We start from the raw sequence: 26,147 nt of genomic DNA on the forward strand, positions 1-26,147 counted from the left end.
CATTGCACCTAACACCGAACTAATAATGCCTGTAATAATTTCAGATTTATGTTTTCGAAACCATTTATATCTGGTACTCTTCTTATTTTCCCCCATTACTAAATCTCCTCAACATAAAAATAGACTCACTAATAAGTAAGTCTACCGTAACTGGTCACCAACAACAACTTGTAATTCGTACTTATCAGCATCCCATTTATCCAAAAAATCTAATCGGCGGTGTAACTCAGCGTGTTTCTTTCGAATATAAGACAGCGTGTAATGCACCTCGTCGTCCTCTGCAATCTCCTCCAGCGTCTGCCCATCAATGTACTTCTTACGGAGGATTTGCTCCTCAATGCCATTAAATGAGCTTACTAGCTCTCTCAAATCATTTTGAGCCTGGACACGCCATTGCAATTCTTGTTCTAGCCGTGCAATCTCCTCTTCAACTCGGGCACCTTTTGACCCTTTCACCAAGTGATCATTGCTTAAATCACCACTGATTCGTCGACTTAGCTCCGCTTGTGTTTTCAAAAGATTCCACTTCAAATACTTGATATCATGATCGAGTTGCTCATATTCTTGCAACCATTCAAACCGTCTCGCATTAATAACCAACAACGCCACCCCTTTGTTTGGTATAATATTGGTAGGATGTCAAAGGGATGGCCGCGTTGGTAGCGCGGTCTTTTTTTATGCCCTAAAACGGTAGGTCATCTGGCTCAACTGTCACGCCACTGTTGCTAAACAAATCTGATGCCGATGTCGGAAATGGTTCGGTTCTTCCCACTTGCCGATTGTCGTCGTTAGCAGCTTGTTTCGATTCAATAAACGTGATGTCACTCACTACGATTTCGTTGCTGTAAACCTTTTGACCATTCTTTTCGTAATTATTGTTGCGCATATCGCCATCAAAGAGAATTTTCGACCCCTTATGGAAATTCTGGTTGATTAACTCAGCTGTCTTACCAAAAGCCTTGCAATTGAACCAGTCACTTTCATATTGCCCTGTTTGATTATCCTTATAGTGGCGCTTAACGGCGATGCTAAACATAATCACCGTACCATTACTGTTCATTTTCGGGTCTCGGCCAATAATGCCGAATACGTTACCTAACTTCATCCCTCAATACCTCCATTCGTTGAGTAGCTTGTTCCAACAATTCAACCGCCTCTTTTTTTGAACAGAGACAGCGGTGCATGATCATCGTTGGTGTGAATTTATTGCCCGACATCATGTGAACAGCTATTGCCTACACTCTTCGTTCCCTTGTTTCACTATCCATCATTTCGTTTTTAACCTCCAAAATAATAATCCCAGTACAACTGGATATAAGACCCATAGCCACTTGATGGCGGTGACGCCTTGACTAGTTAAAAGCCATAGCCAAAATATGCTCATGTTGCTACCTCCGTTTGTTTGACTTACGCCATTTGATTGGTTTACGTAGTTGCGCTATATAAAGCTTGATTGCTGTTAGTATCGGTTTTAAAGCGTTTATGATTACTTTGAACACTTCTACGTTAAAAAAATCTACTACTGCTTTGAGAAACGTCCTAAAACTGTTCATAACGGCTTGTGCTGACTTGTCAATGTTCATCCCGTAACCTCCATTTCTTGCAACTTAGTATTGAATTCTTTAATCTCAGTCAGTCCGATGTTTCTTTTGCCTGATTCAATCCGGACAATCATCTTACATAATTCCATATCATCAAAAATATCCATTAGCTGTTCAATTCGCCTTTGCTCCTTAGTCGTATAGCCACCAAAGGCGATGGCGACTGCATCAACTGCCGAACCTACTGCAACACTTAGTCCTTTTAATGCTTCATCCATTGCTAAGCCCCCTTTTAATCCACAAACCCCATTGCCTTGAGTATTGGCAATAGCTCAATCTGTTCACCGCATTCGTATTGATACACTTGATTATGACCAATCATCGTATCTACTAGGTGCTGTCGATCACACCCACGGCACTTAATAATCAACTGTATCTGATTACCTGATTTATATTTGCTTACTTCGGCGAAGTTTTCCGCCGCACTCTCAAATAGCTTGGCGGCAAGCGTCATTTGTTCCGGCGTGAATGGCTTATCTGAGCTAAAAACTAAACTCTTGGTTTCTGAATTAATTGAAATCTCCATAGTGGTGTGCCTCCTGTTAATATTAGCTGCGCGATGTATTTGCTATTTGGGATGCTCCCTTGCCAAGCAATTCAGATTCACCCCACTTCAATTGATGTGACTCTTCAAGGTCAAAACTCTTCTTGCTGGCATCACTGTCGTAACCGTACTTACCACGAGGCGTCATCCCTATATCTTGTTTATGAAACACTCGGCGTACATGCGTGTCACGGTCCTCACCCGTTACTGTATTCTCCATAACACGAATGATGCTAACTTGTCGGTGCACGTTGCCAAAGATGTCCATCACATTATTCAGGATGTCGCCATTTTTTAATCGTTCATTTTGCATTAGTGTTGCTCCCTTCGTATTCAATGACATCTGCCACATAGATTGCGCCTATCAGCTTTTCAAAATCTTCATCACTCATATTTAGCTCATTTTGGTCAGCCTTTAAATCAGTAGCATTAGTCTGCCAGTCATCGATTAGATGACCTAACTCTGAATTACATCCCGGATTATCGCATTTTGGGCCATCATAATATCCATATTGTTGAACCGTTAAAACAACCGATTCGTACTTAGAATCTATTTTTAATTTAATTGGTTGCATCTAATCATCTCCACCCATCACCATTTTTACGTTCCTGTTTGCTGCACTGATCAAACAAGTACGCCTTATCTTCCTCACGCCAATCCCAAAATTCTGGGTTGATAGCCTTTATCTGCTTTTCACTCAATGAAACTGAATGGGGATTATCGAGGTCAACCCATGTTAAGCCGTTATCTGCTCCTAAATACTTGCCACTAATGGGATGACGAACCCACCATCTGCGTTTAATTCTTTTAGTCATCGCGATCACTCAGCCTTCCTGCTCTAATCAATTCGGATTCGAGACAGAAATAGACTGTCCCGTTTGCATCCCTGATTGAAATACCATCCTCGGCCACGTCAATTACTTTGCCCCGCACATCGTGTTTTACTAGTTTTACCATCATGCCTTTAGTCATTCGTCCCCCTCCTCCTATTTCAAAATAAAATTGCTACACGACGTATTTAGACGGCGGACGCACATCCACTGGCCAATAATCGGTTGCAGTTGTCTAAGACGCAGGTTGACTTTGTCTTCAAACGGAATGACGTAGTTCTTCATGTATTTTGCAAACTTGGGCTTCCTGTCCTTACTGTCCAGCATCACCACTTTAACGACGTTGCTATCTTTAAACGCCGCAATAACCAGAAATACGGGACCACCAACACTGCCCATTTTCTCTTTGAAAATATAGGTGCCCGACTCATTCACCTTAAAGCCATATGATTTCAATAAACTTTCACGATCAGTCATCTTCATCCCTCCTAAATCCGCCACATCTTCAAGTAGACGTGCCAGCCTGTTCGTTCGTAATAGAAAAACTCAATTTTTGATATCCGAAACTTCTTATAGCGACGTTCAAAATATTCCCGCCCCTGGTCTGGTTGCATGGCTAACTTTTCAATCTTGCTTTTGCGGTAAAACGTGTCATTGGTCGGCAGCTTAAACGGTACTTTTAGATTGCGGGATGCCGACCAGCGCTTTTTGCCTTTTGGGTCCTTACTCAAATACTTAAGCAATCCCTCAATCCCATTTTCATTTGGTTGCAGTCTGCGAGAGTTGACCAACCCAATCGGGTGTTTGCCTTGCCCCTTGATGCGCTTAGACCACACGTCTTCAACATCATCACGAGTCAACGCCCCAGATTCATCCCCGTTCATGATTAGATGATGGTGGATCTTGGTGGTGAACTCTCCATTTTCATCGACCTTGTACTCACTCACTAGGATATATTTCAATGGATCGATACCCAACTTCTTGCGCTTATATTTCAGGCGCTTAATGTAATTGCCCACCTCATGCTCAGCCTCATCGACCGTTGCTGGTTCAAATTCCTCTGAATAAGTCAAAGTGACATGCCAGTCACCCCGGCCAAAGTTGCCATTGCCTAATTCTAGAAAATAACGCTTGGCATTCTTTTCGTTCAGATTCCGTTGCTTAGGTGCCGAAACCCGCTCTTTCTTTCTACGCGCTCCACGACGAGCAACTTTCTCTGCTTCAATAGTCCTGGGCAGTATGTCGACTTCCATATAATTGCCACACGCTATCTTCTTTTCACGAATGAATACCATGCTTATTTCACTCCTATTCCTTGTTTCGTCATAAAGATAATACCCAATACAAGCCCGCTTAAACCTTTATCAAAAGGCGTAAGAGAGCCGTTTAACGGCATAATAAAAGCCCACGGTTGGACTCGTTGACTTAACAAAGAATAATGAAGTATAATCAATTTGCGGTAGTTATACTTTAATAACTCAGAAGTCTTGCCCTCGGTAAGGCTTTTTTATTTTGCTTAAATTTCAAAATCGTAATTGTCATTGACGTATTTGACGACCTCCGCAATTGTCTGACGTGATCCAAATAGCGTCATTTTAATCTGGCGGGCCTCGTCATCACTAAAACCACCAACTTCAATTTCGGCTTGAATACCAAATCTGCTAAAAACGACTTTGCGCATATCGGCGGCAATTAATTCAGCAGCCCGACCACGCACCAGATAAGTTGATTGATTAAATGCGCGACTCTTAATTTTTTCCATCAGTTAAACCTCCTTTTTATCCCAAATCTCATCTAGTACGTACATAATCATCTGATCAAGCTGGTCATTAGACTCAGCAAAATCAACTGAGGCAACGCCATGAATTGCTGCCCAAACTGCAATAATGTCATCGATGTCTCTGTGGCTTAGCCCTCTGATGACCTCACCCAACCGCATTCGGTCTTTAAACGAAATACCAACCTCTTCTTTAAATCGCTGATCATAACGAACCAGCAATGCGTATTTCATTAATTGATGACCGTCGTAAATGATTGGAACGGCCATATTATTTGTGATAATTCTTTCCATCAAATTCACTTGCGATTCTCCTTTGCTTCAAAATAATCCGGTGTATGCAATACTGAGCTGGCAAAATAGCCAATTAAGATTGTCGCCCACCAGAAAGCCATGTCGCTATGTCGGCTCACAATCAGTAACGCAACCATGATGCCGAATACAATACGGTCAATATTCATTAAGCGTTTTGTGTTTTTCATCCTTTTAACACCCTCGTTATTTCTGCAAAATTCTTACGAATGAACTGTGTAAACTGAAATGATTCAATGCTATATTTACCACCGTGATACGGATAGAACACACAACCACCGTTATCAACATCAAGTCGCTTTTTAAAAGCGCGTAAGATGGTTGTCAAATCTTTTTTTGTGTAGCCAGTCACCTCAACCGCCTTGTTCAAGTCCCAAACGACTTGCTGGTCGGCTTCAAGTTGCTCACGCTTTTCGGTGCTGATCAACTCGATCCCAGTTGGTAACTCAATTGAAAATTGTGGGATAACAACTTTGGTTCGTTCCATGTTCATGCCTCCAATTTGGTACTGATAATAATTAGTGCGTAATCGCGACCACTGAGAGGTTAAATTAAATTAGTAGTTTCAAGCGTTCAGCTGCATTCAATAATCTGGGGGAATATTGATGTTTAAAGGAGTCATTCTATGAGACGCCCCTCAGTAGTCATGATTACGCACTAATTTTTTACATCATCTATTAATGATTAATGCAGCAGCAAGCTAAAATGGAAAACTAAGCTAACTTTTTTTCGCGTAGTCGCTGATAAATCAACTTCTGTTGATGTACGATAAAATCGTACTTTTTACCTAAAAAAATATCATCGTATTCCACATCAAACGCAACCATATATTTATCTAGCAACGAATTAGGAATATTCGTTGAGTCTCTTTCATAGTTATAAATCGTTCTATCCGATACTTTAAACAAGGTCGCCAATTCTAATTGTGATAGCCCCACACCTTTTCGTAATTGTTCTAAACTTTTCATGCGACAGCCTCCTTTCGTTACTTCACATCTTAGTACGATATTTTCGTACTGTCAACATAAAAGTTCAGTATTTTCGTATTCCATTATTGTAAGTTCGAATTTTTCGTATTATACTATGTCTATAAATTAAAGTTTGGCGGAGGTCACTATGGTAAAAGCATTAACCGAAGATGAAATGTTTCAGCGGAAAGTCATCGCTGAGAATATCCGTAAATACTTATCCGAAAGTAATTACAATCAATCGACACTCGCTGAAAAGGTTGGCATTAGTAAGAGCACTATGAGTGATTATTTAAACCTTAGATCTAAACCGTCGCACGGTGTGCTTCAAAAAATTGCTGATGCCTTTGGTGTTGGAAAAAGTGATATTGATACAACCTATAAGGATAGAAAAAATTCTGAAATCAGTTCAGACGCTGAACTCATAGCAGCTCACCTTAATAAAGATTTCACTGACGACGACATGGCAAAAATCATTGATTACATTGACATGATCAAACGTTCAAAAAAGTAGTACTATTTCAAACATAAGTGATGTGATTTCATGGATATTAATAATTATGTTGGTGCGAAAATTAAGGATTTTCGAGAATCACGCGACTGGACTCAAGATCAACTTGCTAAGAAGTTAAACACTTCTAGGCAAACCATTAGTCGTTATGAATCCAACACTCGGAAAATAAGTCCAGATACTCTTTTTGAATTATCTTTAATCTTTGATACCACTATTGATAGTTTTTTTCCAACTAGAACTAAGGTTATCATTCCTAATCAACTTAACGAAAATAAGGCTAACCTTCTAGCTGCGCATTTGAATAAAGAGTTCACTGACGACGATATGGCTAAGATTTTAGACTATATCGACATGATTAAAAGATCAAAGAAATAATAACTACCATCCCAAAGAATAAGTGATGTGAATTGTATATGGACAAACTCGAATCATTAATTGCAGAATCATCTGAAGAATTTGACATCAAGTCGCGAACTGACATGCCTGCTGGAGTTGATGGATTATGTATTGGTAAGACAATTATTATTAATGCTAACCGATCAAGAACTGAACAAGCGCAGACATTAGCTGAAGAACTTAGTCATCAAGCCATCTCAGTTGGCGACATTCTAAATCCAAATGAGTTAGAGCATGCTAAGCAAGAATTAATCGCACGTCGACGTTCATTCGAACGGCTCGTACCACTCCATAAGCTTATTGCAGCTTACTGGCAATCAACAACAGAGTTTGAATTGGCCGAACACCTAGACGTCACCGTTGAATACCTTTTTGATGTATTAGCTTATTACCGTGAACGTTATGGCATGATAATTATTAAAGATAATATACTGATCAACTTTGCTAACGGTATTCAGATTATGAAGACATAAAAAAAGCGCCCTACTTCTTGGGGGGAAGTAAGGCACAATGCTTTTGGATATCATCCATAAATACAGCATAGCATAATTGGAGGTATTTTTGTGGTTAAAATTGGGGTTAGAAAGCCAAGTATTAAACGTTCAATCAAGGCGCGCACAACTGGAAAACTAAAGCGCTCCGTCAAGCGTGCGGTCATTCCTTATTACGGAAAAAAAGGTACGGGAATATTAAAAAACCCAAAAAAGGCCGTTTATAACCGTATTTATAATAAAACAACTGTAGGCATCAATCCGATGTCTCAAATAGGTACCTCAAAAAAGACATCGCATCCCAAAGTAAAACCTACCGTGACAACTAAGGCCCCCATTCAAACTGGTAAAGATTCCAATATAGCATGGGGCTTATGGCTATTATTTGGATGGCTCGGCGGTCACCGCTATTATCTGGGCCGAAAAGGTACAGGATTCATTATGACACTATTAGCGCTACTTACCGCTGGATACGGTCTAATCATTACTATTCCATGGATGCTACTTGATACAATTCGAATTAATAAGTGGCTGGCAGAGTATAAACAATCTCCAGTCGCGGAACAACCAATACCGGAAATCATCCCAGAAGTCGATGAAACTATGCCTGAGACAGCTCCAATCCCAGATGAACCTGCCATTGATCCAGTCACACCCATCATTCAGAAAAACAAACCAAATATCATTAAATTAAAAAAAGATCTATACAATTTCATCGTTTTAGATATTGAAACAACTGGCCTATCTGCTGAAAACGAAGGCATCACCCAAGTGTCTGCTCTGAAGTACATTGATAACAAAAAAGTTGCACAATTCAATAAATACGTAAATCCCGAACACGAAATACCAAAAGAAGTTCAATTTCTCACACATATTAGTCCAGAAATGGTGATTAATGAACCAACTTTTACCGAAATCGTCCCAGAATTACGTGACTTCATTGGCGGCCTTCCCATTATCGGTCATAACATTAATTTTGATATTAACTTCTTAACGACTCATGGTTACACCGATAAGCAAATCTTTATCGAAGACACGGTCACCATTGCTCGTAAAAAACTGCCGAACTTAGAGAACTATAAATTAGAAACACTAAAAAAGCATTACGGCATCAAGAATCAATCACATAATTCTTTAGATGATTGTGAAACAACAGCTTTTATATACCAACAAATGCGCGATGGCTCTACCGATAAAATCATCGCTGGTGATTCAGCAGAGCTGACTGAATCATCCGACAAACTATCAGGTTTACGCTTTTGTATCACAGGTCAGTTTATGGAAATGACCCGCAGTGAAATCAAGTTTCTCATCGAACAAAATGGCGGTCGTGTTACCTCTGCAGTATCTGGCCTAACTGATTATCTCATTGACGGCGAACAAGTTTATGAAGGCCTAAAAGATGGTGTTCATAGCTCAGCCGAATTAAAAGCGCAGGAATTCATTGATAACGGTGGCAAAATTAAAATTATTGGCTTAGATGAATTGAATAAATTAATAGCATAGGCACTTATCCTAAGAATGATATACCAACTAAGTTTTATTTGGAAAGGACATATACATTAATGGACAACAAATCTGAAAATAAATTACACGGTAAAGACTATGCTTGGCTAGCAATTGAAGCAGGTATTGCATCTATCCCAACAGTTGGGTCAGCATTACAAACCGCTTACTTTGGCGCTAAAAATGAAAAAAGATTTAAACGGATTGAAAATTTCTATAAAGAGCTTAGTGAAGATGTTGAAAAACTAAAAAATCAGCTAACGAATCCAGACGAAATTTCTCAGTATTCAGACGAAATTTCTCAATATATGGAGAAGATGAATGAAATTATCGAGTCCAATACGACCCTTGCAAAACGATCAATGCTCCATAATGGTTTTTTGAACATTCTAAAATCTCCTTCTAAAATAAATTGGGATCAAGAGCAGTACTTCACTTCGATCATACCTCAAATTGATTTAACTGACCTACAGTTATTATTAGCCACAAGAAAATTAGAACGTGACAAATGGGCAATGATTAGCGACGTAGTTAATGCTTTTGAAGGAAAGTTAGATAAATTCTATTTAATTGGATTGTGTGAACGACTCACAAATTTAGGTCTGTTCGAAAAAAGATATGGAGACATTAATATGGGCTCTGACGGAACTATTATAGAAACTTACTATAGAATTACAAATCTTGGTAAAGATTTTCTATCATTTACAATGGACCCACCTACTCCAAGCAGTTAATCAATCAACTAACTATTATTAATATAAAAAATAAAAAAGCACATCCCCCGTCGCCAAACAGTTGGATGTGCTTTGACAGAAATAACGCAAAATATTGTGCGCTATTTGCGTACTCTATTTTAGCTTAAAATGGAGGTTTTAACAATGGCACAAATTTTTAAACGTGGCAACGTCTGGGCTTACCGAGTTTGGATTGACTCTAAACACAGCAAATCTAAGGGCGGTTTTAAGCGCAAAGCAGATGCGCAAAAGGCTGCGTTAGAACTTGAAGTTAAGAAGAGCAAGAATTTACTCACGCAATCCGAAGGCATTAGCTTTGCTGATTATTTTACACAATGGGTTGAGACCTACAAATTCGGTCGTATATCGACAAATACAGCGATTCGGTACAAAAAGACCATCGAAATGATTCGTGATAATTTTGGCGACCGCCCGATCAGTGAAGTAAGCTCATTTGAATATCAAAAAATGATTGACGCCTATGGCAGCACGCATGCTAAGGCAAGCACATCCCGTATTAACGGCTATATGCGCAAAGCGGTGCAATATGCCATCAATGATGGGCTGTTGTCTCGCGATTTTACATTGGGCGTTATCGTGTCCGGTAGCGCCCCTGGTAGTGCTGATTTAAAATTTCTAGAATTAGAAGAAGCTGCTAAGCTCAAACAATACTGTTTAGATCACTGGCGTTTTAAAGAAATTACTTATTGCCAAATTTTATTCGGGTTACTCACTGGGTGTCGTTATGGTGAGGTTTGTGGGTTGACATGGGATTGCATCGACTTCAAAAATAATACGATAACAATCAACAAGTCCTACGACTATCTTTATAAGACGGGATTCAAACCAACCAAAACGGAATCCTCGATGCGTACCATTCAAATTGATTCGGTTTTACTCCGCATGCTGAAGCAATTGCAGCTACAACAGAAAGAATATTATTTCGCCAAAAATTTCCAGAATCCTGATAACCTTGTATTTTTAAGTAACCGGCATGACATCATCTCAAACAACGGCGTCAATAAGGCGTTACAAAAAATATTAGAAGAAATCGGCGCCACCACAATCATTACGTTCCATGGTCTCCGACACACGCACGCTTCCATGCTGATTGCTAATCACGTATCTGTCGATTATATCGCAGAACGTCTCGGCCATTCCGATACAATGGTCACCATTAAAACTTATTCTCACCTGCTCCAAAAGAGCCGTGAAGAAGAAGAACAAAAATCACTTAAATTTCTCGAAAATTTATAATAAAATCTGTGTGGTTTTTGTGTGGTTGTGTGGTAATAATGTGGTAAATTATGAACTAGTTTGTTTACAGTTTGACCAAACAAAAACAGCTGAAATCATTGATATATCAAGATTTCAGCTGTTTTTTTAATCTAGTTTGTATTTAGTTTAAATACGCTTGAAATGTCACAGGCGAGATTCGAACTCGCGACCTACGGTTTAGAAGACCGTTGCTCTATCCAGCTGAGCTACTATGACCTGATTGATTGCCGGTTTTTACTATCAGAATACCGCACAACATGCTATATTATAAGCAATTGAAGTAGGAACTGTCAATTAAAATTCGCAGAAATGAGGGAAAAATATGCAATTAAATCAGTTTGCACGCTTAACTAAATCTCAATCTGAACAAATCACGGAATTACAGCGGATTCATTTGCTTCCCAAAGATTTCGCTCAGCTTTCTTTTCAGAAACTTGCCCAAACTATTTTTCAACGGCTGTTCCCGGAGGCACGTAGTCAATCAACCCGCATTAGACAACTCAGTTTATTACAAGCCACAGCTGAATTAAATCTAGCCGCCTACCTTGAGACCATCAACACTTCATTTGATCAAGGGGTCTTCTATAATGTCGCCCTTCAACTCCTAGGGTTTGAAGTGACGACCGACTTCGCACTTGATCAACCAATTGCTTTTATGACCGCCACTAAACTCCCCTTTATCGATCAAGTAGCATTTGATCAACCCACTTTCATCCAAGCCCTGTACCTCCTATTGACGACCCGTAGTCAAAATGGGTTACTTTATCTGGACCAATTGGCTAATCGCGGCTTTTTTGCAAACTGGCAAGGTGCCCAGCCCCAATTTCTCATCTTCAATGGAAAGGTCCAACCTGTCTTTGACACTAGCCACTTAATTCGCGAAGTTGTTTATGTTGAATCAAGCCTAGATACCGATCAAGACGGCCAACGCGACTTATTAGAAACGACTATCTTCAGACCACGCGAAACCGAAGCGGGCTTGAAGATTCCAGCTCTCTACACTGCTAGTCCTTACTATAAAGGGATTAACGCTGTTGATGCTGATCTACACAATGTTGATACTCCGATTGCAACCAAACCCGCTCAACAACCAGATTGGGCCGATTTAAACCAAGCGCCAAAGCCAACACCAACTCCCCAACCGCGCGTCATTAATGGGACAAGTACGACAACTGAATTAAATGCGACCGACGATAGCAATTATCGTTTAAATGATTACTTTCTCGCGCGCGGATTTGCGAACGTCTACGCTGGTGGCATTGGCACGCGCGGTTCCGACGGTGTTCGTACTTGTGGCTCGCCTGAAGAAACAGCTTCAACCACGGCCATCATCGAGTGGTTAGCCGGCACCCGGCGAGCCTTCACCAACCGCACGGATGGTATTGCAATTGAAGCTTGGTGGTGTAATCATAAAGTGGCAATGACTGGTAAATCTTATCTTGGGACTTTAGCAACGGCTGCAGCAACCACTGGCGTTAAAGGACTGAAAACCATTGTAGCTGAAGCCGCCATTTCAAGTTGGTATGATTACTACCGTGAAAACGGGTTAGTGGTCGCACCAATTGATTGTCAGGGTGAAGATGCCGATGTCTTAGCGAAGTTATGCCAAACCCGCCAAAAGGATGCCGCTGATTATGCACACTCTGGTACTTTCTTCTCCAAGCAACTCAAAGCCCTACAAGAAGGGCAAGATCGCATCACAGGCAATTACAATGCCTTCTGGGCAGCCCGTAACTATCGTAATCATATTGCCAATCTCAATTGTGATGTCATCTTAGTCCATGGCCTAAATGATTGGAACGTCAAACTTCAAAATGCTGGTGCGTTATGGGATCTTTTACGTGATCAACCGGTTAATAAAAAGCTTTTCTTACACCAAGGGGAACATATCTACATGAACAACATTCAGTCAATCGATTTCACTGATATGATGAACTTATGGTTCACGCATCAATTACTCGGCGTTGATAATCAGGCGCTTACAACATTGCCGGCTGTCACGATTCAAGACAATGCGCAAGAAGCCACTTGGACGACCCAAGCAGATTGGCTAGCTCCGGACAATCCAACCACGACTTTCTGGCTAAATGAACAAACATTAAAGGTTAACGCTACTGAAAATGCACCACTGGCCACTTTTAAAGATGATGGCGTTGCGATCTTTAGAGCACAAAAAATAAGTGAAGCTGCTTGGCAGGATGCCTTAATCGCAGATCAATCCAGTTTCACAGGTAATCGGCTCCGTTTCTTAAGCGCTCCGTTTACCAAGCCACTCATCATTGATGGTCGAATTCAGTTTAAAACAAGGGTCGCTGTCAATGCTGAACGCGGGCTATTGAGCGTGTTGGTGATTGACTACGGCCAATTTAACCGTTTAGGCACCGCACCGACCGTATTAGCCGCTAACGGCCAACAACTCGGCTATCAATGGCGCTATGAAGATTTAAAGGAGTTTAAGCTCAATCGACCAAGCGATTACCAAGTCATCACTAAAGGGCACATCAATCTCCAAAATCGCCACAATAGTTACCAAACCGAAGCGGTCACCTCAAACGTGTTCTATGACATCACCCTTGCCTTGCAACCTACGCATTACGATCTAACAGCAGGGCATCAGCTTGGCCTGTTGATCTACGCAACCGATATGGGGATGACCCTTCGTGAAGAGCAAGCATTTGTTTATCAAGTCGACTTAGCTGCTAGCCAACTGATTATCCCCCATTTAAATGATTAATAAGGAGTCCTTTTACAATGTCAAACCACCTTACCTGTCGTCAAACCCTCTCCATCAGCAACCACCGCGTCTTCGTCAATGATTTAAATGAACATGAAACCGTGTATGGTGGCCGGTTGCTTGAGCGCTTAGATGGTTCGGCGTCAATTTCAGCTAGTCGCTTAGCGCGCGTTGAGACTGTAACTGCCAGTATCGATCAACTCAACTTTATTGCCCCTTTCAAGATGCAAGATTCCTTTTGCATCGAAAGCTATGTTGCTGGCGTCGGCACACGTTCAATTGAAGTTTTTACCAAAATTATTGGCGAACACCTCAAAACTGGTGAACGATTCCTCGGCTTAACCGCCTTTTTAACTTTTGTCACAATTGAAAAGAGCCCGGTTCTACCAGACATTCGTCCTGAATCTCCTGAAGAACGGTTCATCTGTGCCGGGTATGCAGAGCGAAAAGCCCACCGGATTGCCAATTTTCAAAACCAAAAATACTTCAATCAAAACATCAGTACCGATTATCCATGGAACGGTCAATAACGAGCAAAAGCGGTGTCGATTTTAGCAATCAACACCGCTTTTTATTTCTCTTAAAAATTAAACATGTAACGCTATTCATGTGTGCCATGCTATTGCATGATGGACTTAACTGCACAGATGCCCCAACGGAATTCATCAATCTTGCTACCAGCTGTTTAATATATTAAGCAAAAAAACGGTCATCAGTTTTACCTGATGACCGTTTTTTAAGACAGGTTCTATCAGCCGTCTCTTTTCGGTTAACCCAAGAGCCCAGCTGACGGCACCCCCTTAGTCTCTTCCGCCACCAAAAATTTGGAGCATAGTGAGGAATAAGTTAACAAAGTCTAAATACAATTGTAACGCCCCCATCACAGCTAACCCGGAAACTGAAATTTCACCGGTAGCGCCGTATTGACGATACATCATACTTAACTTTTGATTGTCCCATGCAGTTAAAATAATGAAAATAATTAACATAGCATATGACAAGAAATAGCTGACGGCAGCTGATGCCATGAAGAAGTTAACCAGTGAGACAATGATTACCCCGATCAACCCCATCATTGCAAACTTACCAAAGCCGCTTAAGTTGTTCTTCGTCATACGGCCATAAATTGACATTGCAATGAACACAAAAGCACTTGATACGAAAGCTGCCCCAATTTCACCAATGTTATACACCAGTAAAACGGCCGTAAACGTCAACCCATTCAATGCTGCATATGCCACAAACATGGCTAACGAAGCGGTAGGATTCTTCATTGAACGCCGACTAATCTGAACGACTAACAATAATTCTGCAATCATCAAGCCCCAAACCATCCACGAGCTACCACTAGATAGGATTGTGTAGGTTTGCGCTTTAAACACGGTCACCATTAAAATTGCAACCAGTGCTGAAATTCCGACACCAACAGCCATCAAGCCGTACACTTTACTGAAAAAGCGGGCTTCGCTGTCGACATTCACAACGCGTCTTTCTTCCATGAATATTCACCTCTTATATTTCTAAACGGGCCTATAATCACCCGATTAGAAATATTGTAACAAATCCATTCAAAAAGACAATCAAAATGCCTAAATCTTAATTATCTTTAGGACTTAAGTTACTCAATAATTCTTCATAAGCATATTCGTATTTTTGTACATCACCAGCGCCCATGAAAACGACAACCGGTTGTTCGAAATCTAATAGTGGTGACATATTGTCTAATTTCAAAACACGGCCGCCTTTGGTGATTTTCGCACCTAAGTCAGCACTTGAAACCTTCCCTGCCTTTTCACGAACGGAACTGAAAATATCCGTTAAGAATACTTCATCAGCAAGGTTTAAGCTAGCCGCAAAATCATCCATTAACGCGATGGTCCGCGTAAAAGTATGCGGTTGGAAAACTGCTACAATTTGTTGGTCTGGATACTTTTGCCGCGCAGCATCCAGTGTCGCTTTAATTTCCGATGGATGGTGTGCGTAATCATCAATGATTGTCACATCAGCAACTTTCTTTTCTGTAAAGCGGCGTTTTACACCCTTGAAATCAGCCAGTTCACGGGCCACTTCTCGACCATCAATTTTTTCTAAATAACTCACCGCAATTACGGCTAAACTGTTCAAGACATTGTGTTCCCCATAAAGTGGGACATGATAATGACCAATATTTTCGCCATGGTAGTAAGCATCAAATTCTGAACCTTTTACTGTCCGCTGAATATTACGCGCTTGGAAATCATCATCTTCACGCGTACCGTAGTAATAAACAGGCACGTTCGCTTTGATTTTCCGTAATTCAGGATCATCACCCCAAGCAAAAATTCCTTTTTGAACCTTGTAGGCTTCTGATTGGAACGCATCAAAAACATCATCTAAGCCTGTGTAATAATCAGGATGATCAAAATCAATATTCGTCATGATTAAATAATCCGGTGAATAAGCTAGGAAATGGCGGCGGTATTCATCGGCTTCAAACGCGAAGAATTGCGCATCTTTAATCCCTTTACCCGTACCATCGCCAACCAAATAACTCGTTTTAGCAACACCACTTAAAACATGGGCTAATAAACCACTCGTACTTGTCTTACCATGGGCGCCAGCGACACCAATACTGGTATAACCTTTCAACAATTCACCTAAGAATTGGTGATAACGAACGACGGGTAAGTCCATTTCGAGGGCCGTTTTAATTTCAATTTGGTCATCTTGAAAGGCATTTCCAGCAATAACCGTTAAGCCTTCATGTAAATTAGTTTCTGAAAACGGCAGGATTTTGATGCCTGCCCGTTCTAAATCGCGTTGTGTAAACGTATATTGATCGATATCTGAGCCTTGTACTTGATAGCCTAGGTCGTTTAAAACAAGTGCCAAAGCACTCATCCCTGAACCTTTAATCCCAACAAAATGGTAAACTGTGTCATTTGTTATCATCTTTTAAACGTCCTCTTTTCAATAAATCACAATTATCTATATTAATAAACTAATCCTTTATAGTTTACCATAATGCCGGTTTGAGCTAAATAATGAATGCTTATTTTTCTCCGTTATCAAGTGATTAATCTCTAAAGTTCAAAAAAGCAGCCACCAAAATCAATTTGGTGGCTGCTTTTGAACATATCCTGTAAGGCACACACTAGCCTAAAACTAAATAATCTTCGACATTTTGGAAGTAGACTTTATACCAGGTTAAAAAGGTAAAAATTGTCCAAATCTTCCGGCGACCGTTAATCCGTTGCTCTTTATTAGCGTCTAACAAAGCCAATAATTTATCTTGATCAAAGAATTCGGCAACAAAATCTTCGCTAAAAAGGGCTTTGACCTTTTCGTAATACTTGTCGTCTTCTAACCATTGTTTAATTGGTACTGGGAAACCTAACTTAGGTCGGTTAGCCCAAGCAGCTGGCAAGTGCTTAGCAGCCGCTTGCCGATAAGCATACTTCGTATCATGACTGTTGATTAAGTATTCGGTTGGGACTTGTCCAGCGACTTTAGCCACTTTAGGATCTAAAAATGGCACGCGTAATTCTAAGCTATGCGCCATCGAAATCTTATCAGCCTTTTGCAAAATATCGTTTAACATGAAGTGATGTAAGTCAATGTATTGCATTTGTGAGACTGGGTTAGCGTCCGCAACGTTATCAAAGTCTGCTTGATAATTAGCTTGGATCGTCTCATCATTTTGATAAGCGGGTTTTAAGAAGGTGTTCGCTTCGTCCGCACCAAAAACACTGGGGTTTTCGATATCAAAAATCACAGATTGACCCGTATAGAATTCACGCGGATTAGCCAAGTTCGTGTATAAATGGACGCGGCCTGGGAAAGCTGGCATCTTCTTAACCGCTTTGGCTAAACTTGCACGAGCACCCTTAGGCAGTTTCTTCAAGCCAGAGGTGAAGGCTTTGATTGTTGAATTATGTGAATGCATGCCATAGTTGACATAACCAGCGAATAATTCGTCAGCCCCTTCACCAGATAAAGCCACCGTTACTTTTTCACGGGCAAACCGTGATAGGAACCATAATGGCACACACGATGGATTCCCGTCTGGTTCGTCCAAGTAATATTGAATCTTGTCGAACTCAGCAAACGCATCATCAGCATTCACTTTGGTTTCATTGAAGTTTAAGCCCAATTCATCAGCAAGCGCGCGCGCTGCTGTTACTTCATTATAGGTTTGATCATCAAACCCAACACTGAAGACTTCTTGGGGTTGCAAAATACTTGTGACGTAACTGCTGTCGACCCCTTCAGATAAAAAGGCGCCGACAGGAACATCAGCTACGTTATACGCTTTAACCGATTCTTCGACTGCTGCGTCAATTTTAGCCACTTCTTCTTCAAAAGATAAGTTTGAAGGGGCAAATGACATATCCCAATATTTTTCGATATTCAGTTGACCATCTTCATAAGTGAAGTAATGGCCTGCTGGAAATCTGAATACCCCTTTGAAGAACGTTTCTTGTAAATCATTGTATTGGTTCATCATGAATGATTTCAAGGCCGCCTTATTTAGTTCTGGTTTAAATTCTGGATGGCGCATGAAAGTTTTAATTTCACTACTAAACATGAAAGTCCCATCTGCTAACGTCGTGTAATAAAGGGGCTTGATACCGAAGAAATCACGGGCCCCAAATAATTGCTTAGTTTGTAAGTCATAGATAACAAAGACAAACATCCCGCGCAATTTCGTAACAACGTCTTTCCCCCATTCTTCATAAGCATGCAAAATGGTTTCAGTATCTGAATCAGTTTTGAAGTCGTGTCCTTTGGCGATCAATTCAGTCCGCATTTCACGATAATTATAAATTTCACCATTGAAAAAGACTAGCTTAGTATGGTCTTCATTATAAATGGGTTGATCACCCTTTGCTAGATCAATGATTGATAAACGACGAAAGCCTAATGCCACTTTATCGTCGATAAAATCACCAGCACCACTTGGTCCACGGTGTTTAATGACGTCCATTTGTTGGTTCAATACTTCTTTTTTCTTTGGTAAATCAAATAATCCACCAGCAAATCCGACAATCCCACACATATGTTTAACCCCTCTTTTGTGTTTTACTGCTTAATTAACTGCAAAACGAAATAACAATTAAAGGGTTTGACGTTAACCAATTAATTGCTATCTATTATCATACTATTTTAATTTTAATAATCCTATAACAAAATCGTAAGATGGCTTAATTTAATAAAGCTGCGACTGCATCTGCTGTTACTTCACGACCAACTTCCCAGTCATCTGGTAAGACCATAATACCTTTAGCGGGAGCACCGGCAACGCCGATTTCGCGAGCAGCACAAATCATGCCGTCACTTTGAACACCACGCAATTGACCAGGCCAGATAATTTTACCTTCTGGCATAACGGCCCCCACTTTAGCCACAATCACTTTTTGACCTTGTGCGATATTGGCAGCCCCGCAGACGATTTGAACGGTTTGATCAGGTGCAATTTGGGTTTGAGTAACGTGGAGGTGATCTGAATCAGGATGTGCATCACATTCTTGGACATAACCAACGACAAAGTGGGGGGCTTCATCAGCTACTAAATCACCGGGAAACCCTGCTGCCACAAGGGCTTCATTTAAAACAGCAACTTGTTGTTCAGTTAGTGCTTGAACCCCGTTGAATTGTAAATCTGGCAATAACGCCTGCACCGCCAAGAAATTATAGCCGATGGTTTGATCTGCCTGATCGCTAATCCGTACGATTGATTGTTTTTCAGTTATTACTTGCTTTTCAACATCTGGTTGGGTCATTACCACTAAGATGTCGGGAAAAGCCGCTTGGTTCATACTTGCAATTAACATTTAATGACTCCTTCAAGGTTAGTTCAATGAGTGAATAAATTCAGTAATTTCGCGTTTTGTTTTCCGATCTTTATTGACAAAACGCCCGATTTCTTTACCGTTATCAATTACAACAAAGCTAGGAATTCCAAAAATTTCCCATTCTTCACAAATATCGATAAATTGATCCCGATCGATTTCAATAAAGTCGTATTCCGGGAATTCAGCTTCAATCTCTGGCATAGCTGGTTTAATAAACCGGCAATCACTACACCAAGTTGCTGTAAAAAATAAAATATGTTTCCCTTCAGTAATCAGATGAGTCAGATTCGTATCTGTCATCGCTGCTAATTCTTTCATTATGCACCCCTTCAATTTTACTACTCGTTTTAATATAAGCGGTTTGTCCGTAAATGTCCACTCCTTAGGACCAAAAATTATGCTATACTATTTAAAGACAAAAACGACTGAGGAGTTTTTCTTTGAAAAAAAATGGGCAAACGTTTAGATTTAAATATTTATTAACCGGCATCGGTTTAGCGTTGGCAGCGGCTGCCAGTGCGAAACAATATCGGGCGCAACAAAGAATGATTAAATTGAACCAAATTCTAGAAGATGTTAAAGCCGGCTTGAAGCATGAAGGTCAGATTGTGGGTTCGTGGATTGAAGAAAGCCCCCACTTATTCTCACAAAATAAACGGACCTTCCCAGTCTATCAAGGGGGTATCATCTGCAAACGCGAAGATGGCACAAACCAATTTCGATTTAAGGTAGACGCAAGAACCGGGGTAGTAATTGAATTCTCACAAATTTAGAGTGCTTTTAAAGCTAGTCAGCACCCAAGCGATAGCCTAGTCTAGTGAATAACTAATACAATTGGTTGTTTGCGAACGTAGCTATGCACAAGGGGCTAGCTTTGAAAGTACGTTTCAACTCAAAAAGGTACGATATCCAGATTTTGTTTAGGATAGCGTACCTTTTTAATTATAATATTGGTTGAAACGTGCTCCGCACGCTACTTGTAGTGGGCCTCTAATCGATAAATCACTTGTCCGCGCTTGCTGAATTTTTCTTCGTATTCCGTTAAAATATTGTCTTTTGCAAGTTCACTGTTGTGCAAGTCGAGTGAAATATCATCAAAAACCATCCCGTATGCATTCAAACTCATTAATGAATATTCGAATAAACCTTGGTTATCGGTCTTGAAGCGTAAGTACCCCGTTGGTTGCATAATCTGTTGATATTCCGCTAAGAACGACTTGTACGTTAAACGGCGTTTTTCATGGCGCTTCTTGGGCCATGGATCAGAGAAGTTTAAGTAAACACCGGCAACTTCGTTTTCAGCAAAGAAAGTCGTCAAGGCTGCCCCGTTACCCAATAATAACTGCAGATTGGGTAACTTCAATTCAACTTGTTTTTGTAAGATGACAGCAATCGCTGATTCTTGGATTTCAACCGCAATAAAGTTCCGGTCTGGGTATTTTTGAGCCATTTGGGTGATGAATTGGCCCTTTCCTGAACCCACCTCAATATAGAGAGGTTGTTCTTTGGCAAACCGCGCCTGCCAGTTGCCGGCAATGTTTTCCGGATTTACTAAAATCATGCTTGGATGAGCAGCAATTAACCCCGCTGCCCAAGGTTTATTTCTTAAACGCATTATGTTCTCCTCATTGATGCCAATCAAAAAGGTTGGACACTTGCCCAACCTTTGGCATTTAATCTTTATTAATTATTTCAGAAATTACTTCTTCTAAGCGCAATATGTCACGGTTCATTTCAGTAAAACGACCACGTTGATAATGGTGCTTAATGCTTTGGAGTAGGTTTAAACTGCCATACCAATTGACACGCATCATTAATTCAGGCGTCACTTCTAGGCCGTAGTTTTCAAGCCACTCGTACCATTCTTGACGTGGAACATATTGAAATAAAATCATTCCGAAATCGACGGCGGGATCAGCTAACATTGCCGAATCCCAGTCCACTAAGTAGAGTCGATTAATATCTGATAACAACCAATTTTTATGGCTTAAATCGCCGTGGCACACTTCTGCAGAAGGTGCCTGTAATTGACGCAAAGTTTGCTTCAAATAATCAGCTGTTTGTTCTAAAAATGGATGTTGCCGTAAATCTTGCGGTAAGTCGTAAAAATAGGCTTGCAACATTTCGTTTGCTGACCAGACCCGCCCACCAACTTTTTGTAACATCCGTTTCAATAGTTGGGATTGATGTACCCGTGCTAATAACTTAGCAACTTGCGGGCTATTCATCTCGTCACGTTTCAAGGTTCGGCCGTTAAGCCACTCTTGTGCCGTTAAGACATCCCCACTTGAAATCCGTTTCGTCCAGATTAAGCGGGGCGTTATCCCTTCTGCCGAGAGCGCCGCTAAAAATGGTGATGTATTCCGCTTTAGAAAAATCTTTTCTGACGCACGAACGCCTAAAAAAGCGGCCCCTGTATCCCCACCGGCCGGACGAACTTGCCAGCCAGTATCTAGGTCAAAATTCATCAGCCTCGACTCCTCTTCAATAAACTAAAGCACCAAGCGCCAGTGCTCATGTTGCTTCAACTGTCTAATAACTAAGGGTATCATATAATAATTAGCCAGTAGTCGTCAAGTAGAAAGCGTGGGGCTAGCAAGGGCTATTCCCTTAAACGTTTAGGTAAATAAAATTGAACAAAACCCACCACGAGCACAAACAATGCTAAAATACTCAAACCAACTTGAACTGTCACGCCTAGTGTCACCAACAAAATGACGCTAAAGAGTAATGCTTGAAGCAATAATAAGATCCGCATTAATTGGCTGAATGCGTGAATCCGCTTAGTCGTTCGTATTGGATAAAGATGGGTAAAAATAATTTGATCATATTGATTATAAAACGGCAATAATTGGAACCCGACTAGATAAATCAGTAAAAGTCCAAGTGCCAAACTCAGCCACCATAAGTGACTGAAACAAAGAATAACCCCCCCTAAAATGACTAAGCGGAGGTACAGCCCGCTGAATTCTGTACCACGCAAGAATCCCCGTACATACAAATAGAGATAAGGATTGGCTGGTTTAGCTACAATTAGCTTTAATAAGCCATCTAAGTAACGGCGCCGTTTAACCTGACTACTGAGGCCAGGGACATCGGTAAAGAGGTTATAGAGACGGTAAATCCGCCCCATTCGCGAATCTTCTGCACTAACTGCTGCTAGCCAGTCAAACAGCTGTGACTTTTGCGCACGCGCCAGTTGTTGGCGTTGATAATAGGCCAGTCCAAACGCGCCAATTACCCCAGCTAAATTTAGCCATGGATATAACTGACTGGCAATTATCACCCAATCAAGGATTAGCCAAAGCCATTGAGTTGACTGTGTTTCATCCGCTTGATACCACTGACGCAACTGCGTCGAAAAACGGCGGTCTTTGATGATTACCAAGGTTAACCAGACACTGGCTATGTGCCATGCCGGTACCGTCTTAGTGATTAATAAAAGTGGCGCCACTAGCAAGGTTCCAAAAGCCATGACAATTAGTGGCAACCAACTACTGTATAAACGTGCCGCTTGCAAATACGTCACAAGACGACTTTCTTTGGGCAATAAGAAGACACTATCCGCATCTTTTAAGAGAGTTGCTAAGCGGCCAAAACTAACTACCGCAAGTAATACAAAACTCAATATCGGTTTCAGCCACCAAGCTTGTGGATCCATCTCTTTGACAGCGTTAGCGTATGTGTAGCCCAACGCCCCTAATAAAAAGATAAGTGCAATGACGAAATGATCATTGAAAACGAGGCGTAAATACTTCAATTGTTCTTGAATGTGTTTTTGCACGCGCTTGTGCCATAATGCTTGCATGGTTAACCTTCTTTCGTCATCTGTAGATAAATATCGTCGAGATCGGCGTCAGCCATGTTAAATTCCACCTTTAATTCTTCAAGTGTTCCCGTCGTTCGAACGCGGCCTTGATTCAAAAGTACGAATGAATCAGCATATTGTTGGGCCGTTGCGAGAATATGGGTTGACATTAGGATTGCGGCGCCTTGGGCCTTTTTTTCAGCAATGATTTCTAATAAATCATGAATTGCCAATGGGTCCAATCCGGTAAACGGTTCGTCAATAATGAATAAGTCGGCATTTGTCATAAACGCGTTGACAATCATCACTTTTTGCCGCATTCCTTTTGAAAAGTGTACTGGGAACCAGTCTAATTTATTGTCTAATCGGAAACGTTTTAACAACGCATTGGCTTTAGCCCAAGTCTCTTCGACGTTTAAATCGTAAGCCATCATGGTTAACTCTAAATGTTCCTTTAAAGTCAATTCAGGGTATAAGACAGGCGTTTCTGGCACATAAGCCACTTTTTGGCGATATTGGTCGGGATGCGACTGTAAGGTCACTCCATCTAAAGTAATTGTGCCTTTTTGTGGGGTCAATAATCCAATGATGTGTTTGATGGTTGTTGATTTGCCGGCCCCATTTAAACCGATTAAACCAACCACTTGCTTGTTTGGTACACTAAAACTGACCTCTTTTAAAACAGGAACGTGTGCATAGCCCCCCGTTAATTGGTTAATTTCTAAACTCATAATCAATAGCCTCGTTTTTTGGTTTTTAAAATTGCTTTTTGGTGTAACCTTTTTTTATATCATATCTTAACACGAAGTAAACTGCGAGTGTATCCCACTTAATATTTTTCCGTTCGCTTACAAAGCTGATAGCAGTAGCGAAAAGCCCTTGTTTATGATAGCATTAAGCTGTATTGAGACTTCAATTAAGAGAAAGTAGGCATAATTAATGGATGATTGTATCTTTTGCAAAATCGTTCGAAACGAAATTCCAAACACAGTGGTCTATGAAGACGACGATGTCAAGGCCTTCTTAGATATCACCCAAGTGACTCCTGGTCATACCTTATTGGTCCCCAAAAAACATGTAGCTGACATCTTTGAATACGATGTTGATTTAGCTACAGCCGTTTTCAGCCGTATTCCGAAAATTGCCAAGGCAATCAAAGCAAGCAATCCAGCCATCCAAGGCATGAACATCTGTAATAACAACGGTGCGGTGGCTTATCAATCTGTTTTTCATTCACATATTCATCTTATTCCGCGTTACACAGCAGATGATTCATTTACGATGCAATTTGGTGATAATAGCGCTGATTACACTGTTGATCAACTACAAGCTATCGCAGACGATATTCACGCACAATTGGAGGACTAATCATGTCATTTTCAAAAGGATTACTAGTTGGTGGCTTATTGGGGACGGCTTATGCCCTGCTTACCGCTTCAACAACTGGCCCCAAACGACAACAAGCCATGGCCCGTTATTTGAATGAACTCTCAGAAAGTTCAACTGACGTTCAAGAAAGTGCTGTTCAATTGCAGACGGCTTCACAAAAGCTAGCAAATGAACTCAAAACAACTGCTGTGGCATCCCTTGGCGGTATTAGTGATGCATTACAAACATTTTCATTTGAAGCCGCCCCCCGAATTGCTCAAATCGAAGAATCCGTTGATCGTTTGACACAAAACTTAAAAAAATAAAGTCATCAAAATCAGATTGGATACGAGCGATAAAGTTAAGCATATCAACGATTATTGTATTTTTAGTGCCTAATCTAAATTTGAAAGTTCTGTGAAGTTTTAGACGATTCGTTCAATTTAGTTAGTTTATATGTTATATTAATTGGTGAATTCACTACGTGTTTATTCATAAATACTTTGATAAGGATGTGTCATATAATGAAAAAATGGCTATTAGCCGCTGCCAGTTTATTAATGGTAGTTTCACTAGCAGGCTGTGGTAGCAAGACTATTGCAAGCCTAAAGGGTGGTAAAATCACTCAAGACGAATACTATAAAGAAATTAAGGAAACATCTGCCGGCAAGCAACAATTGCAACAAATGATTTTGCAAAAAGCGCTTGAAAACCAGTACGACTCAAAAGCCATCGACAAAAAGGTTAAGAAAACTTATGATGGTTACAAAAAACAATACGGGTCATCATTCAACTCTGTGCTTGCCCAAAGCAGCATGACTCCGACATCATTTAAGAACAACATCAAAACACAGCTCTTAACACAAGCTGCCTTAAAAGATAACAAAAAAGTAACTAATGCTGACTTGAAGAAACAATGGAAATCATACGAACCAAAAGTACAAGTTCAACATATCTTAGTTGAAAAGAAAGAAACAGCTCAAGAAGTCATTGATGCACTTGCCAAAGACAACTCAACAAAGAACTTCAACGAATTAGCTAAGAAATACTCAACAGATACTGGTACCAAGAAAGACGGCGGTAAATTACCAGTCTTCGATAGTACTGATACATCACTTGACTCAACCTTCAAGACGGCTGCTTTCAAGTTAAAAACAAACGAATATACAACAACTCCTGTTAAGACTTCTTACGGTTACCACGTTATCCGGATGATTAAGAACCCTGGTAAAGGTAAGATGGCAGATCACAAGAAAGAATTAACAGACATCGTTTACGCTTCATGGCTTAAAGACCAAACAGTGATGAACAAAGTCATCACTAAGGTGCTTAAGAAAGCTAACGTATCTATCAAGGATAAAGATTTATCAGACATCCTTTCAAGCTACGGTGTTAACAGCAAAGCTTCAAAATCATCATCTAAATAAGTAAGTACCCAAAAAAGCACCCCG

General features: G+C 40.6%; 37 protein-coding genes, 1 tRNA gene and 1 pseudogene. 13 read left to right on the plus strand and 26 right to left on the minus strand.

The features are described from left to right. Positions 1–141 precede the first annotated feature (141 nt). The 16 genes from J7Q78_RS06485 to J7Q78_RS06560 form a co-directional block, all read right to left on the minus strand. On the minus strand, positions 142–600 hold the full coding sequence (locus J7Q78_RS06485) for a hypothetical protein (protein ID WP_208422211.1): 459 nt from the start codon (positions 598–600) through the stop codon (positions 142–144). An 82-nt stretch (positions 601–682) separates the two neighbouring features. Beyond that, entirely contained in the window at positions 683–1,105 is a 423-nt protein-coding gene (locus J7Q78_RS06490; RefSeq protein WP_208422212.1) for a single-stranded DNA-binding protein, read from the minus strand. A 283-nt stretch (positions 1,106–1,388) separates the two neighbouring features. After that, positions 1,389–1,583, minus strand: a complete 195-nt coding sequence (locus J7Q78_RS06495) for a hypothetical protein (protein WP_208422213.1) — start codon at positions 1,581–1,583, stop codon at positions 1,389–1,391. Then, entirely contained in the window at positions 1,580–1,819 is a 240-nt protein-coding gene (locus J7Q78_RS06500) for a hypothetical protein (protein ID WP_208422214.1), read from the minus strand. The genes J7Q78_RS06495 and J7Q78_RS06500 overlap by 4 nt, the downstream gene beginning before the upstream one ends. 14 nt (positions 1,820–1,833) lie before the next feature. After that, the gene (locus tag J7Q78_RS06505) at positions 1,834–2,127 is read right to left on the minus strand and encodes a hypothetical protein (RefSeq protein WP_208422215.1); all 294 of its coding nucleotides are present in this window, start codon (positions 2,125–2,127) and stop codon (positions 1,834–1,836) included. A gap of 22 nt (positions 2,128–2,149) precedes the next feature. Next, a complete protein-coding gene (locus J7Q78_RS06510; protein ID WP_208422216.1) occupies positions 2,150–2,458 on the minus strand; it encodes a hypothetical protein in 309 nt (102 codons plus the stop codon). Next, positions 2,448–2,720, minus strand: a complete 273-nt coding sequence (locus J7Q78_RS06515) for a hypothetical protein (RefSeq protein ID WP_076647257.1) — start codon at positions 2,718–2,720, stop codon at positions 2,448–2,450. The genes J7Q78_RS06510 and J7Q78_RS06515 overlap by 11 nt, the downstream gene beginning before the upstream one ends. Before the next feature lie 4 nt (positions 2,721–2,724). Next, a complete protein-coding gene (locus J7Q78_RS06520) occupies positions 2,725–2,961 on the minus strand; it encodes a hypothetical protein (RefSeq protein WP_208422217.1) in 237 nt (78 codons plus the stop codon). Continuing rightward, a complete protein-coding gene (locus J7Q78_RS06525) occupies positions 2,954–3,118 on the minus strand; it encodes a hypothetical protein (protein ID WP_208422218.1) in 165 nt (54 codons plus the stop codon). The genes J7Q78_RS06520 and J7Q78_RS06525 overlap by 8 nt, the downstream gene beginning before the upstream one ends. 14 nt (positions 3,119–3,132) lie before the next feature. Then, positions 3,133–3,453 carry a hypothetical protein gene (locus J7Q78_RS06530; RefSeq protein WP_208422219.1) on the minus strand — a complete coding sequence of 107 codons (321 nt, stop codon included), beginning with the start codon at positions 3,451–3,453 and terminating at the stop codon, positions 3,133–3,135. An 11-nt stretch (positions 3,454–3,464) separates the two neighbouring features. Then, complete coding sequence (locus J7Q78_RS06535) at positions 3,465–4,271, minus strand: rolling circle replication-associated protein (RefSeq protein ID WP_208422220.1); 807 nt, start codon at positions 4,269–4,271, stop codon at positions 3,465–3,467. A 221-nt stretch (positions 4,272–4,492) separates the two neighbouring features. Then, complete coding sequence (locus tag J7Q78_RS06540; protein WP_208422221.1) at positions 4,493–4,738, minus strand: hypothetical protein; 246 nt, start codon at positions 4,736–4,738, stop codon at positions 4,493–4,495. 3 nt (positions 4,739–4,741) lie between these two features. After that, the gene (locus tag J7Q78_RS06545) at positions 4,742–5,047 is read right to left on the minus strand and encodes a hypothetical protein (RefSeq protein WP_208422222.1); all 306 of its coding nucleotides are present in this window, start codon (positions 5,045–5,047) and stop codon (positions 4,742–4,744) included. 5 nt (positions 5,048–5,052) lie between these two features. Next, positions 5,053–5,235: a hypothetical protein gene (locus J7Q78_RS06550; RefSeq protein ID WP_208422223.1), complete on the minus strand. Its 183-nt coding sequence runs from the start codon at positions 5,233–5,235 to the stop codon at positions 5,053–5,055. Continuing rightward, positions 5,232–5,552: a DUF771 domain-containing protein gene (locus J7Q78_RS06555; RefSeq protein WP_208422224.1), complete on the minus strand. Its 321-nt coding sequence runs from the start codon at positions 5,550–5,552 to the stop codon at positions 5,232–5,234. The genes J7Q78_RS06550 and J7Q78_RS06555 overlap by 4 nt, the downstream gene beginning before the upstream one ends. Positions 5,553–5,778: 226 nt before the next feature. After that, positions 5,779–6,033 carry a helix-turn-helix transcriptional regulator gene (locus tag J7Q78_RS06560; RefSeq protein WP_208422225.1) on the minus strand — a complete coding sequence of 85 codons (255 nt, stop codon included), beginning with the start codon at positions 6,031–6,033 and terminating at the stop codon, positions 5,779–5,781. A 148-nt stretch (positions 6,034–6,181) separates the two neighbouring features. Between J7Q78_RS06560 and J7Q78_RS06565 the strand changes: the two genes are divergently transcribed. From J7Q78_RS06565 to J7Q78_RS06590, 7 genes and pseudogenes are all read left to right on the plus strand, one after another. Next, positions 6,182–6,547, plus strand: a complete 366-nt coding sequence (locus tag J7Q78_RS06565; protein WP_235688071.1) for a helix-turn-helix domain-containing protein — start codon at positions 6,182–6,184, stop codon at positions 6,545–6,547. A 30-nt stretch (positions 6,548–6,577) separates the two neighbouring features. Next, a complete protein-coding gene (locus tag J7Q78_RS06570; RefSeq protein WP_208422226.1) occupies positions 6,578–6,922 on the plus strand; it encodes a helix-turn-helix domain-containing protein in 345 nt (114 codons plus the stop codon). Positions 6,923–6,960: 38 nt separating this feature from the next. Next, the gene (locus J7Q78_RS06575; protein WP_208422227.1) at positions 6,961–7,416 is read left to right on the plus strand and encodes an ImmA/IrrE family metallo-endopeptidase; all 456 of its coding nucleotides are present in this window, start codon (positions 6,961–6,963) and stop codon (positions 7,414–7,416) included. Between the two features lie 84 nt (positions 7,417–7,500). After that, positions 7,501–7,683, plus strand: a pseudogene (locus tag J7Q78_RS10035) (hypothetical protein); the annotation flags it as partial. A 15-nt stretch (positions 7,684–7,698) separates the two neighbouring features. Then, on the plus strand, positions 7,699–8,940 hold the full coding sequence (locus J7Q78_RS06580; RefSeq protein ID WP_235688077.1) for an exonuclease domain-containing protein: 1,242 nt from the start codon (positions 7,699–7,701) through the stop codon (positions 8,938–8,940). Between the two features lie 59 nt (positions 8,941–8,999). Next, positions 9,000–9,674, plus strand: a complete 675-nt coding sequence (locus J7Q78_RS06585) for a hypothetical protein (RefSeq protein WP_099947280.1) — start codon at positions 9,000–9,002, stop codon at positions 9,672–9,674. A 144-nt stretch (positions 9,675–9,818) separates the two neighbouring features. Beyond that, a complete protein-coding gene (locus J7Q78_RS06590; RefSeq protein WP_208422229.1) occupies positions 9,819–10,931 on the plus strand; it encodes a tyrosine-type recombinase/integrase in 1,113 nt (370 codons plus the stop codon). A gap of 163 nt (positions 10,932–11,094) precedes the next feature. On the opposite strand, the gene J7Q78_RS06595 is transcribed toward J7Q78_RS06590, so the two are convergent. Further along, positions 11,095–11,168 (minus strand) — tRNA-Arg (locus J7Q78_RS06595). Positions 11,169–11,274: 106 nt separating this feature from the next. Between J7Q78_RS06595 and J7Q78_RS06600 the strand changes: the two genes are divergently transcribed. After that, entirely contained in the window at positions 11,275–13,686 is a 2,412-nt protein-coding gene (locus tag J7Q78_RS06600; protein ID WP_208422230.1) for a Xaa-Pro dipeptidyl-peptidase, read from the plus strand. Between the two features lie 17 nt (positions 13,687–13,703). Then, positions 13,704–14,216, plus strand: coding sequence for an acyl-CoA thioesterase (locus tag J7Q78_RS06605; protein ID WP_208422231.1), 513 nt, complete (start codon positions 13,704–13,706; stop codon positions 14,214–14,216). Positions 14,217–14,486: 270 nt separating this feature from the next. Here the strand turns inward: J7Q78_RS06605 and J7Q78_RS06610 are convergent, their stop codons facing one another. The 5 genes from J7Q78_RS06610 to J7Q78_RS06630 form a co-directional block, all read right to left on the minus strand. Further along, entirely contained in the window at positions 14,487–15,185 is a 699-nt protein-coding gene (locus tag J7Q78_RS06610; RefSeq protein WP_208422232.1) for a Bax inhibitor-1/YccA family protein, read from the minus strand. Between the two features lie 97 nt (positions 15,186–15,282). After that, the gene (gene murC, locus J7Q78_RS06615) at positions 15,283–16,617 is read right to left on the minus strand and encodes a UDP-N-acetylmuramate--L-alanine ligase (RefSeq protein WP_154242634.1); all 1,335 of its coding nucleotides are present in this window, start codon (positions 16,615–16,617) and stop codon (positions 15,283–15,285) included. 202 nt (positions 16,618–16,819) lie between these two features. After that, entirely contained in the window at positions 16,820–18,724 is a 1,905-nt protein-coding gene (gene asnB / locus J7Q78_RS06620; RefSeq protein ID WP_208422233.1) for an asparagine synthase (glutamine-hydrolyzing), read from the minus strand. Between the two features lie 145 nt (positions 18,725–18,869). Beyond that, entirely contained in the window at positions 18,870–19,499 is a 630-nt protein-coding gene (ytpR, locus tag J7Q78_RS06625; RefSeq protein ID WP_154242632.1) for a YtpR family tRNA-binding protein, read from the minus strand. A gap of 18 nt (positions 19,500–19,517) precedes the next feature. Continuing rightward, the gene (locus J7Q78_RS06630) at positions 19,518–19,838 is read right to left on the minus strand and encodes a thioredoxin family protein (protein WP_154242631.1); all 321 of its coding nucleotides are present in this window, start codon (positions 19,836–19,838) and stop codon (positions 19,518–19,520) included. Positions 19,839–19,960: 122 nt separating this feature from the next. Between J7Q78_RS06630 and J7Q78_RS06635 the strand changes: the two genes are divergently transcribed. Then, positions 19,961–20,293 carry a hypothetical protein gene (locus J7Q78_RS06635; RefSeq protein WP_154242630.1) on the plus strand — a complete coding sequence of 111 codons (333 nt, stop codon included), beginning with the start codon at positions 19,961–19,963 and terminating at the stop codon, positions 20,291–20,293. Between the two features lie 200 nt (positions 20,294–20,493). Here J7Q78_RS06635 and trmB read toward each other — a convergent pair whose 3' ends face one another. From trmB to J7Q78_RS06655, 4 genes are all read right to left on the minus strand, one after another. Further along, positions 20,494–21,135 carry a tRNA (guanosine(46)-N7)-methyltransferase TrmB gene (gene trmB / locus J7Q78_RS06640; protein WP_208422234.1) on the minus strand — a complete coding sequence of 214 codons (642 nt, stop codon included), beginning with the start codon at positions 21,133–21,135 and terminating at the stop codon, positions 20,494–20,496. Positions 21,136–21,193: 58 nt separating this feature from the next. Next, positions 21,194–21,988: a phosphotransferase family protein gene (locus J7Q78_RS06645; protein ID WP_208422235.1), complete on the minus strand. Its 795-nt coding sequence runs from the start codon at positions 21,986–21,988 to the stop codon at positions 21,194–21,196. A 134-nt stretch (positions 21,989–22,122) separates the two neighbouring features. Further along, the gene (locus J7Q78_RS06650) at positions 22,123–23,328 is read right to left on the minus strand and encodes an ABC transporter permease (protein ID WP_208422236.1); all 1,206 of its coding nucleotides are present in this window, start codon (positions 23,326–23,328) and stop codon (positions 22,123–22,125) included. Between the two features lie 2 nt (positions 23,329–23,330). Further along, positions 23,331–24,059, minus strand: coding sequence for an ABC transporter ATP-binding protein (locus tag J7Q78_RS06655; protein ID WP_208422237.1), 729 nt, complete (start codon positions 24,057–24,059; stop codon positions 23,331–23,333). A gap of 208 nt (positions 24,060–24,267) precedes the next feature. Between J7Q78_RS06655 and J7Q78_RS06660 the strand changes: the two genes are divergently transcribed. The 3 genes from J7Q78_RS06660 (at position 24,268) to J7Q78_RS06670 (ending at position 26,123) form a co-directional block, all read left to right on the plus strand. Beyond that, positions 24,268–24,696, plus strand: coding sequence for an HIT family protein (locus tag J7Q78_RS06660; RefSeq protein WP_208422238.1), 429 nt, complete (start codon positions 24,268–24,270; stop codon positions 24,694–24,696). Between the two features lie 2 nt (positions 24,697–24,698). After that, entirely contained in the window at positions 24,699–25,022 is a 324-nt protein-coding gene (locus J7Q78_RS06665) for a YtxH domain-containing protein (RefSeq protein WP_154242624.1), read from the plus strand. Positions 25,023–25,220: 198 nt separating this feature from the next. Then, positions 25,221–26,123, plus strand: coding sequence for a peptidylprolyl isomerase PrsA (locus J7Q78_RS06670; RefSeq protein WP_208422239.1), 903 nt, complete (start codon positions 25,221–25,223; stop codon positions 26,121–26,123). Positions 26,124–26,147 lie beyond the last annotated feature (24 nt).

Source organism: Latilactobacillus fragifolii, assembly GCF_905332535.1.
In the GTDB taxonomy this organism is placed as follows: Bacteria; Bacillota; Bacilli; order Lactobacillales; family Lactobacillaceae; genus Latilactobacillus; species Latilactobacillus fragifolii.

Excerpts from the sequence above, each read along its gene's own strand:
- J7Q78_RS06610 (WP_208422232.1), bottom strand. The coding sequence starts at position 15,185 with ATGGAAGAAAGACGCGTTGTGAATGTCGACAGCGAAGCCCGCTTTTTC.
- murC (WP_154242634.1), bottom strand. The coding sequence starts at position 16,617 with ATGATAACAAATGACACAGTTTACCATTTTGTTGGGATTAAAGGTTCA.
- J7Q78_RS06605 (WP_208422231.1), top strand. The coding sequence starts at position 13,704 with ATGTCAAACCACCTTACCTGTCGTCAAACCCTCTCCATCAGCAACCAC.
- J7Q78_RS06665 (WP_154242624.1), top strand. The coding sequence starts at position 24,699 with ATGTCATTTTCAAAAGGATTACTAGTTGGTGGCTTATTGGGGACGGCT.
- J7Q78_RS06580 (WP_235688077.1), top strand. The coding sequence starts at position 7,699 with ATGTCTCAAATAGGTACCTCAAAAAAGACATCGCATCCCAAAGTAAAA.
- J7Q78_RS06510 (WP_208422216.1), bottom strand. The coding sequence starts at position 2,458 with ATGCAAAATGAACGATTAAAAAATGGCGACATCCTGAATAATGTGATG.
- J7Q78_RS06575 (WP_208422227.1), top strand. The coding sequence starts at position 6,961 with ATGGACAAACTCGAATCATTAATTGCAGAATCATCTGAAGAATTTGAC.
- trmB (WP_208422234.1), bottom strand. The coding sequence starts at position 21,135 with ATGCGTTTAAGAAATAAACCTTGGGCAGCGGGGTTAATTGCTGCTCAT.
- J7Q78_RS06515 (WP_076647257.1), bottom strand. The coding sequence starts at position 2,720 with ATGCAACCAATTAAATTAAAAATAGATTCTAAGTACGAATCGGTTGTT.
- J7Q78_RS06560 (WP_208422225.1), bottom strand. The coding sequence starts at position 6,033 with ATGAAAAGTTTAGAACAATTACGAAAAGGTGTGGGGCTATCACAATTA.
- J7Q78_RS06520 (WP_208422217.1), bottom strand. The coding sequence starts at position 2,961 with ATGACTAAAAGAATTAAACGCAGATGGTGGGTTCGTCATCCCATTAGT.
- J7Q78_RS06500 (WP_208422214.1), bottom strand. The coding sequence starts at position 1,819 with ATGGATGAAGCATTAAAAGGACTAAGTGTTGCAGTAGGTTCGGCAGTT.
- J7Q78_RS06670 (WP_208422239.1), top strand. The coding sequence starts at position 25,221 with ATGAAAAAATGGCTATTAGCCGCTGCCAGTTTATTAATGGTAGTTTCA.
- J7Q78_RS06505 (WP_208422215.1), bottom strand. The coding sequence starts at position 2,127 with ATGGAGATTTCAATTAATTCAGAAACCAAGAGTTTAGTTTTTAGCTCA.
- J7Q78_RS06650 (WP_208422236.1), bottom strand. The coding sequence starts at position 23,328 with ATGCAAGCATTATGGCACAAGCGCGTGCAAAAACACATTCAAGAACAA.
- J7Q78_RS06590 (WP_208422229.1), top strand. The coding sequence starts at position 9,819 with ATGGCACAAATTTTTAAACGTGGCAACGTCTGGGCTTACCGAGTTTGG.
- J7Q78_RS06545 (WP_208422222.1), bottom strand. The coding sequence starts at position 5,047 with ATGGAAAGAATTATCACAAATAATATGGCCGTTCCAATCATTTACGAC.
- J7Q78_RS06645 (WP_208422235.1), bottom strand. The coding sequence starts at position 21,988 with ATGAATTTTGACCTAGATACTGGCTGGCAAGTTCGTCCGGCCGGTGGG.
- J7Q78_RS06550 (WP_208422223.1), bottom strand. The coding sequence starts at position 5,235 with ATGAAAAACACAAAACGCTTAATGAATATTGACCGTATTGTATTCGGC.
- J7Q78_RS06600 (WP_208422230.1), top strand. The coding sequence starts at position 11,275 with ATGCAATTAAATCAGTTTGCACGCTTAACTAAATCTCAATCTGAACAA.
- J7Q78_RS06585 (WP_099947280.1), top strand. The coding sequence starts at position 9,000 with ATGGACAACAAATCTGAAAATAAATTACACGGTAAAGACTATGCTTGG.
- asnB (WP_208422233.1), bottom strand. The coding sequence starts at position 18,724 with ATGTGTGGGATTGTCGGATTTGCTGGTGGATTATTTGATTTACCAAAG.
- J7Q78_RS06535 (WP_208422220.1), bottom strand. The coding sequence starts at position 4,271 with ATGGTATTCATTCGTGAAAAGAAGATAGCGTGTGGCAATTATATGGAA.
- ytpR (WP_154242632.1), bottom strand. The coding sequence starts at position 19,499 with ATGTTAATTGCAAGTATGAACCAAGCGGCTTTTCCCGACATCTTAGTG.
- J7Q78_RS06525 (WP_208422218.1), bottom strand. The coding sequence starts at position 3,118 with ATGACTAAAGGCATGATGGTAAAACTAGTAAAACACGATGTGCGGGGC.
- J7Q78_RS06555 (WP_208422224.1), bottom strand. The coding sequence starts at position 5,552 with ATGGAACGAACCAAAGTTGTTATCCCACAATTTTCAATTGAGTTACCA.
- J7Q78_RS06565 (WP_235688071.1), top strand. The coding sequence starts at position 6,182 with ATGGTAAAAGCATTAACCGAAGATGAAATGTTTCAGCGGAAAGTCATC.
- J7Q78_RS06630 (WP_154242631.1), bottom strand. The coding sequence starts at position 19,838 with ATGAAAGAATTAGCAGCGATGACAGATACGAATCTGACTCATCTGATT.
- J7Q78_RS06530 (WP_208422219.1), bottom strand. The coding sequence starts at position 3,453 with ATGACTGATCGTGAAAGTTTATTGAAATCATATGGCTTTAAGGTGAAT.
- J7Q78_RS06495 (WP_208422213.1), bottom strand. The coding sequence starts at position 1,583 with ATGAACATTGACAAGTCAGCACAAGCCGTTATGAACAGTTTTAGGACG.
- J7Q78_RS06660 (WP_208422238.1), top strand. The coding sequence starts at position 24,268 with ATGGATGATTGTATCTTTTGCAAAATCGTTCGAAACGAAATTCCAAAC.
- J7Q78_RS06570 (WP_208422226.1), top strand. The coding sequence starts at position 6,578 with ATGGATATTAATAATTATGTTGGTGCGAAAATTAAGGATTTTCGAGAA.
- J7Q78_RS06655 (WP_208422237.1), bottom strand. The coding sequence starts at position 24,059 with ATGAGTTTAGAAATTAACCAATTAACGGGGGGCTATGCACACGTTCCT.
- J7Q78_RS06490 (WP_208422212.1), bottom strand. The coding sequence starts at position 1,105 with ATGAAGTTAGGTAACGTATTCGGCATTATTGGCCGAGACCCGAAAATG.
- J7Q78_RS06540 (WP_208422221.1), bottom strand. The coding sequence starts at position 4,738 with ATGGAAAAAATTAAGAGTCGCGCATTTAATCAATCAACTTATCTGGTG.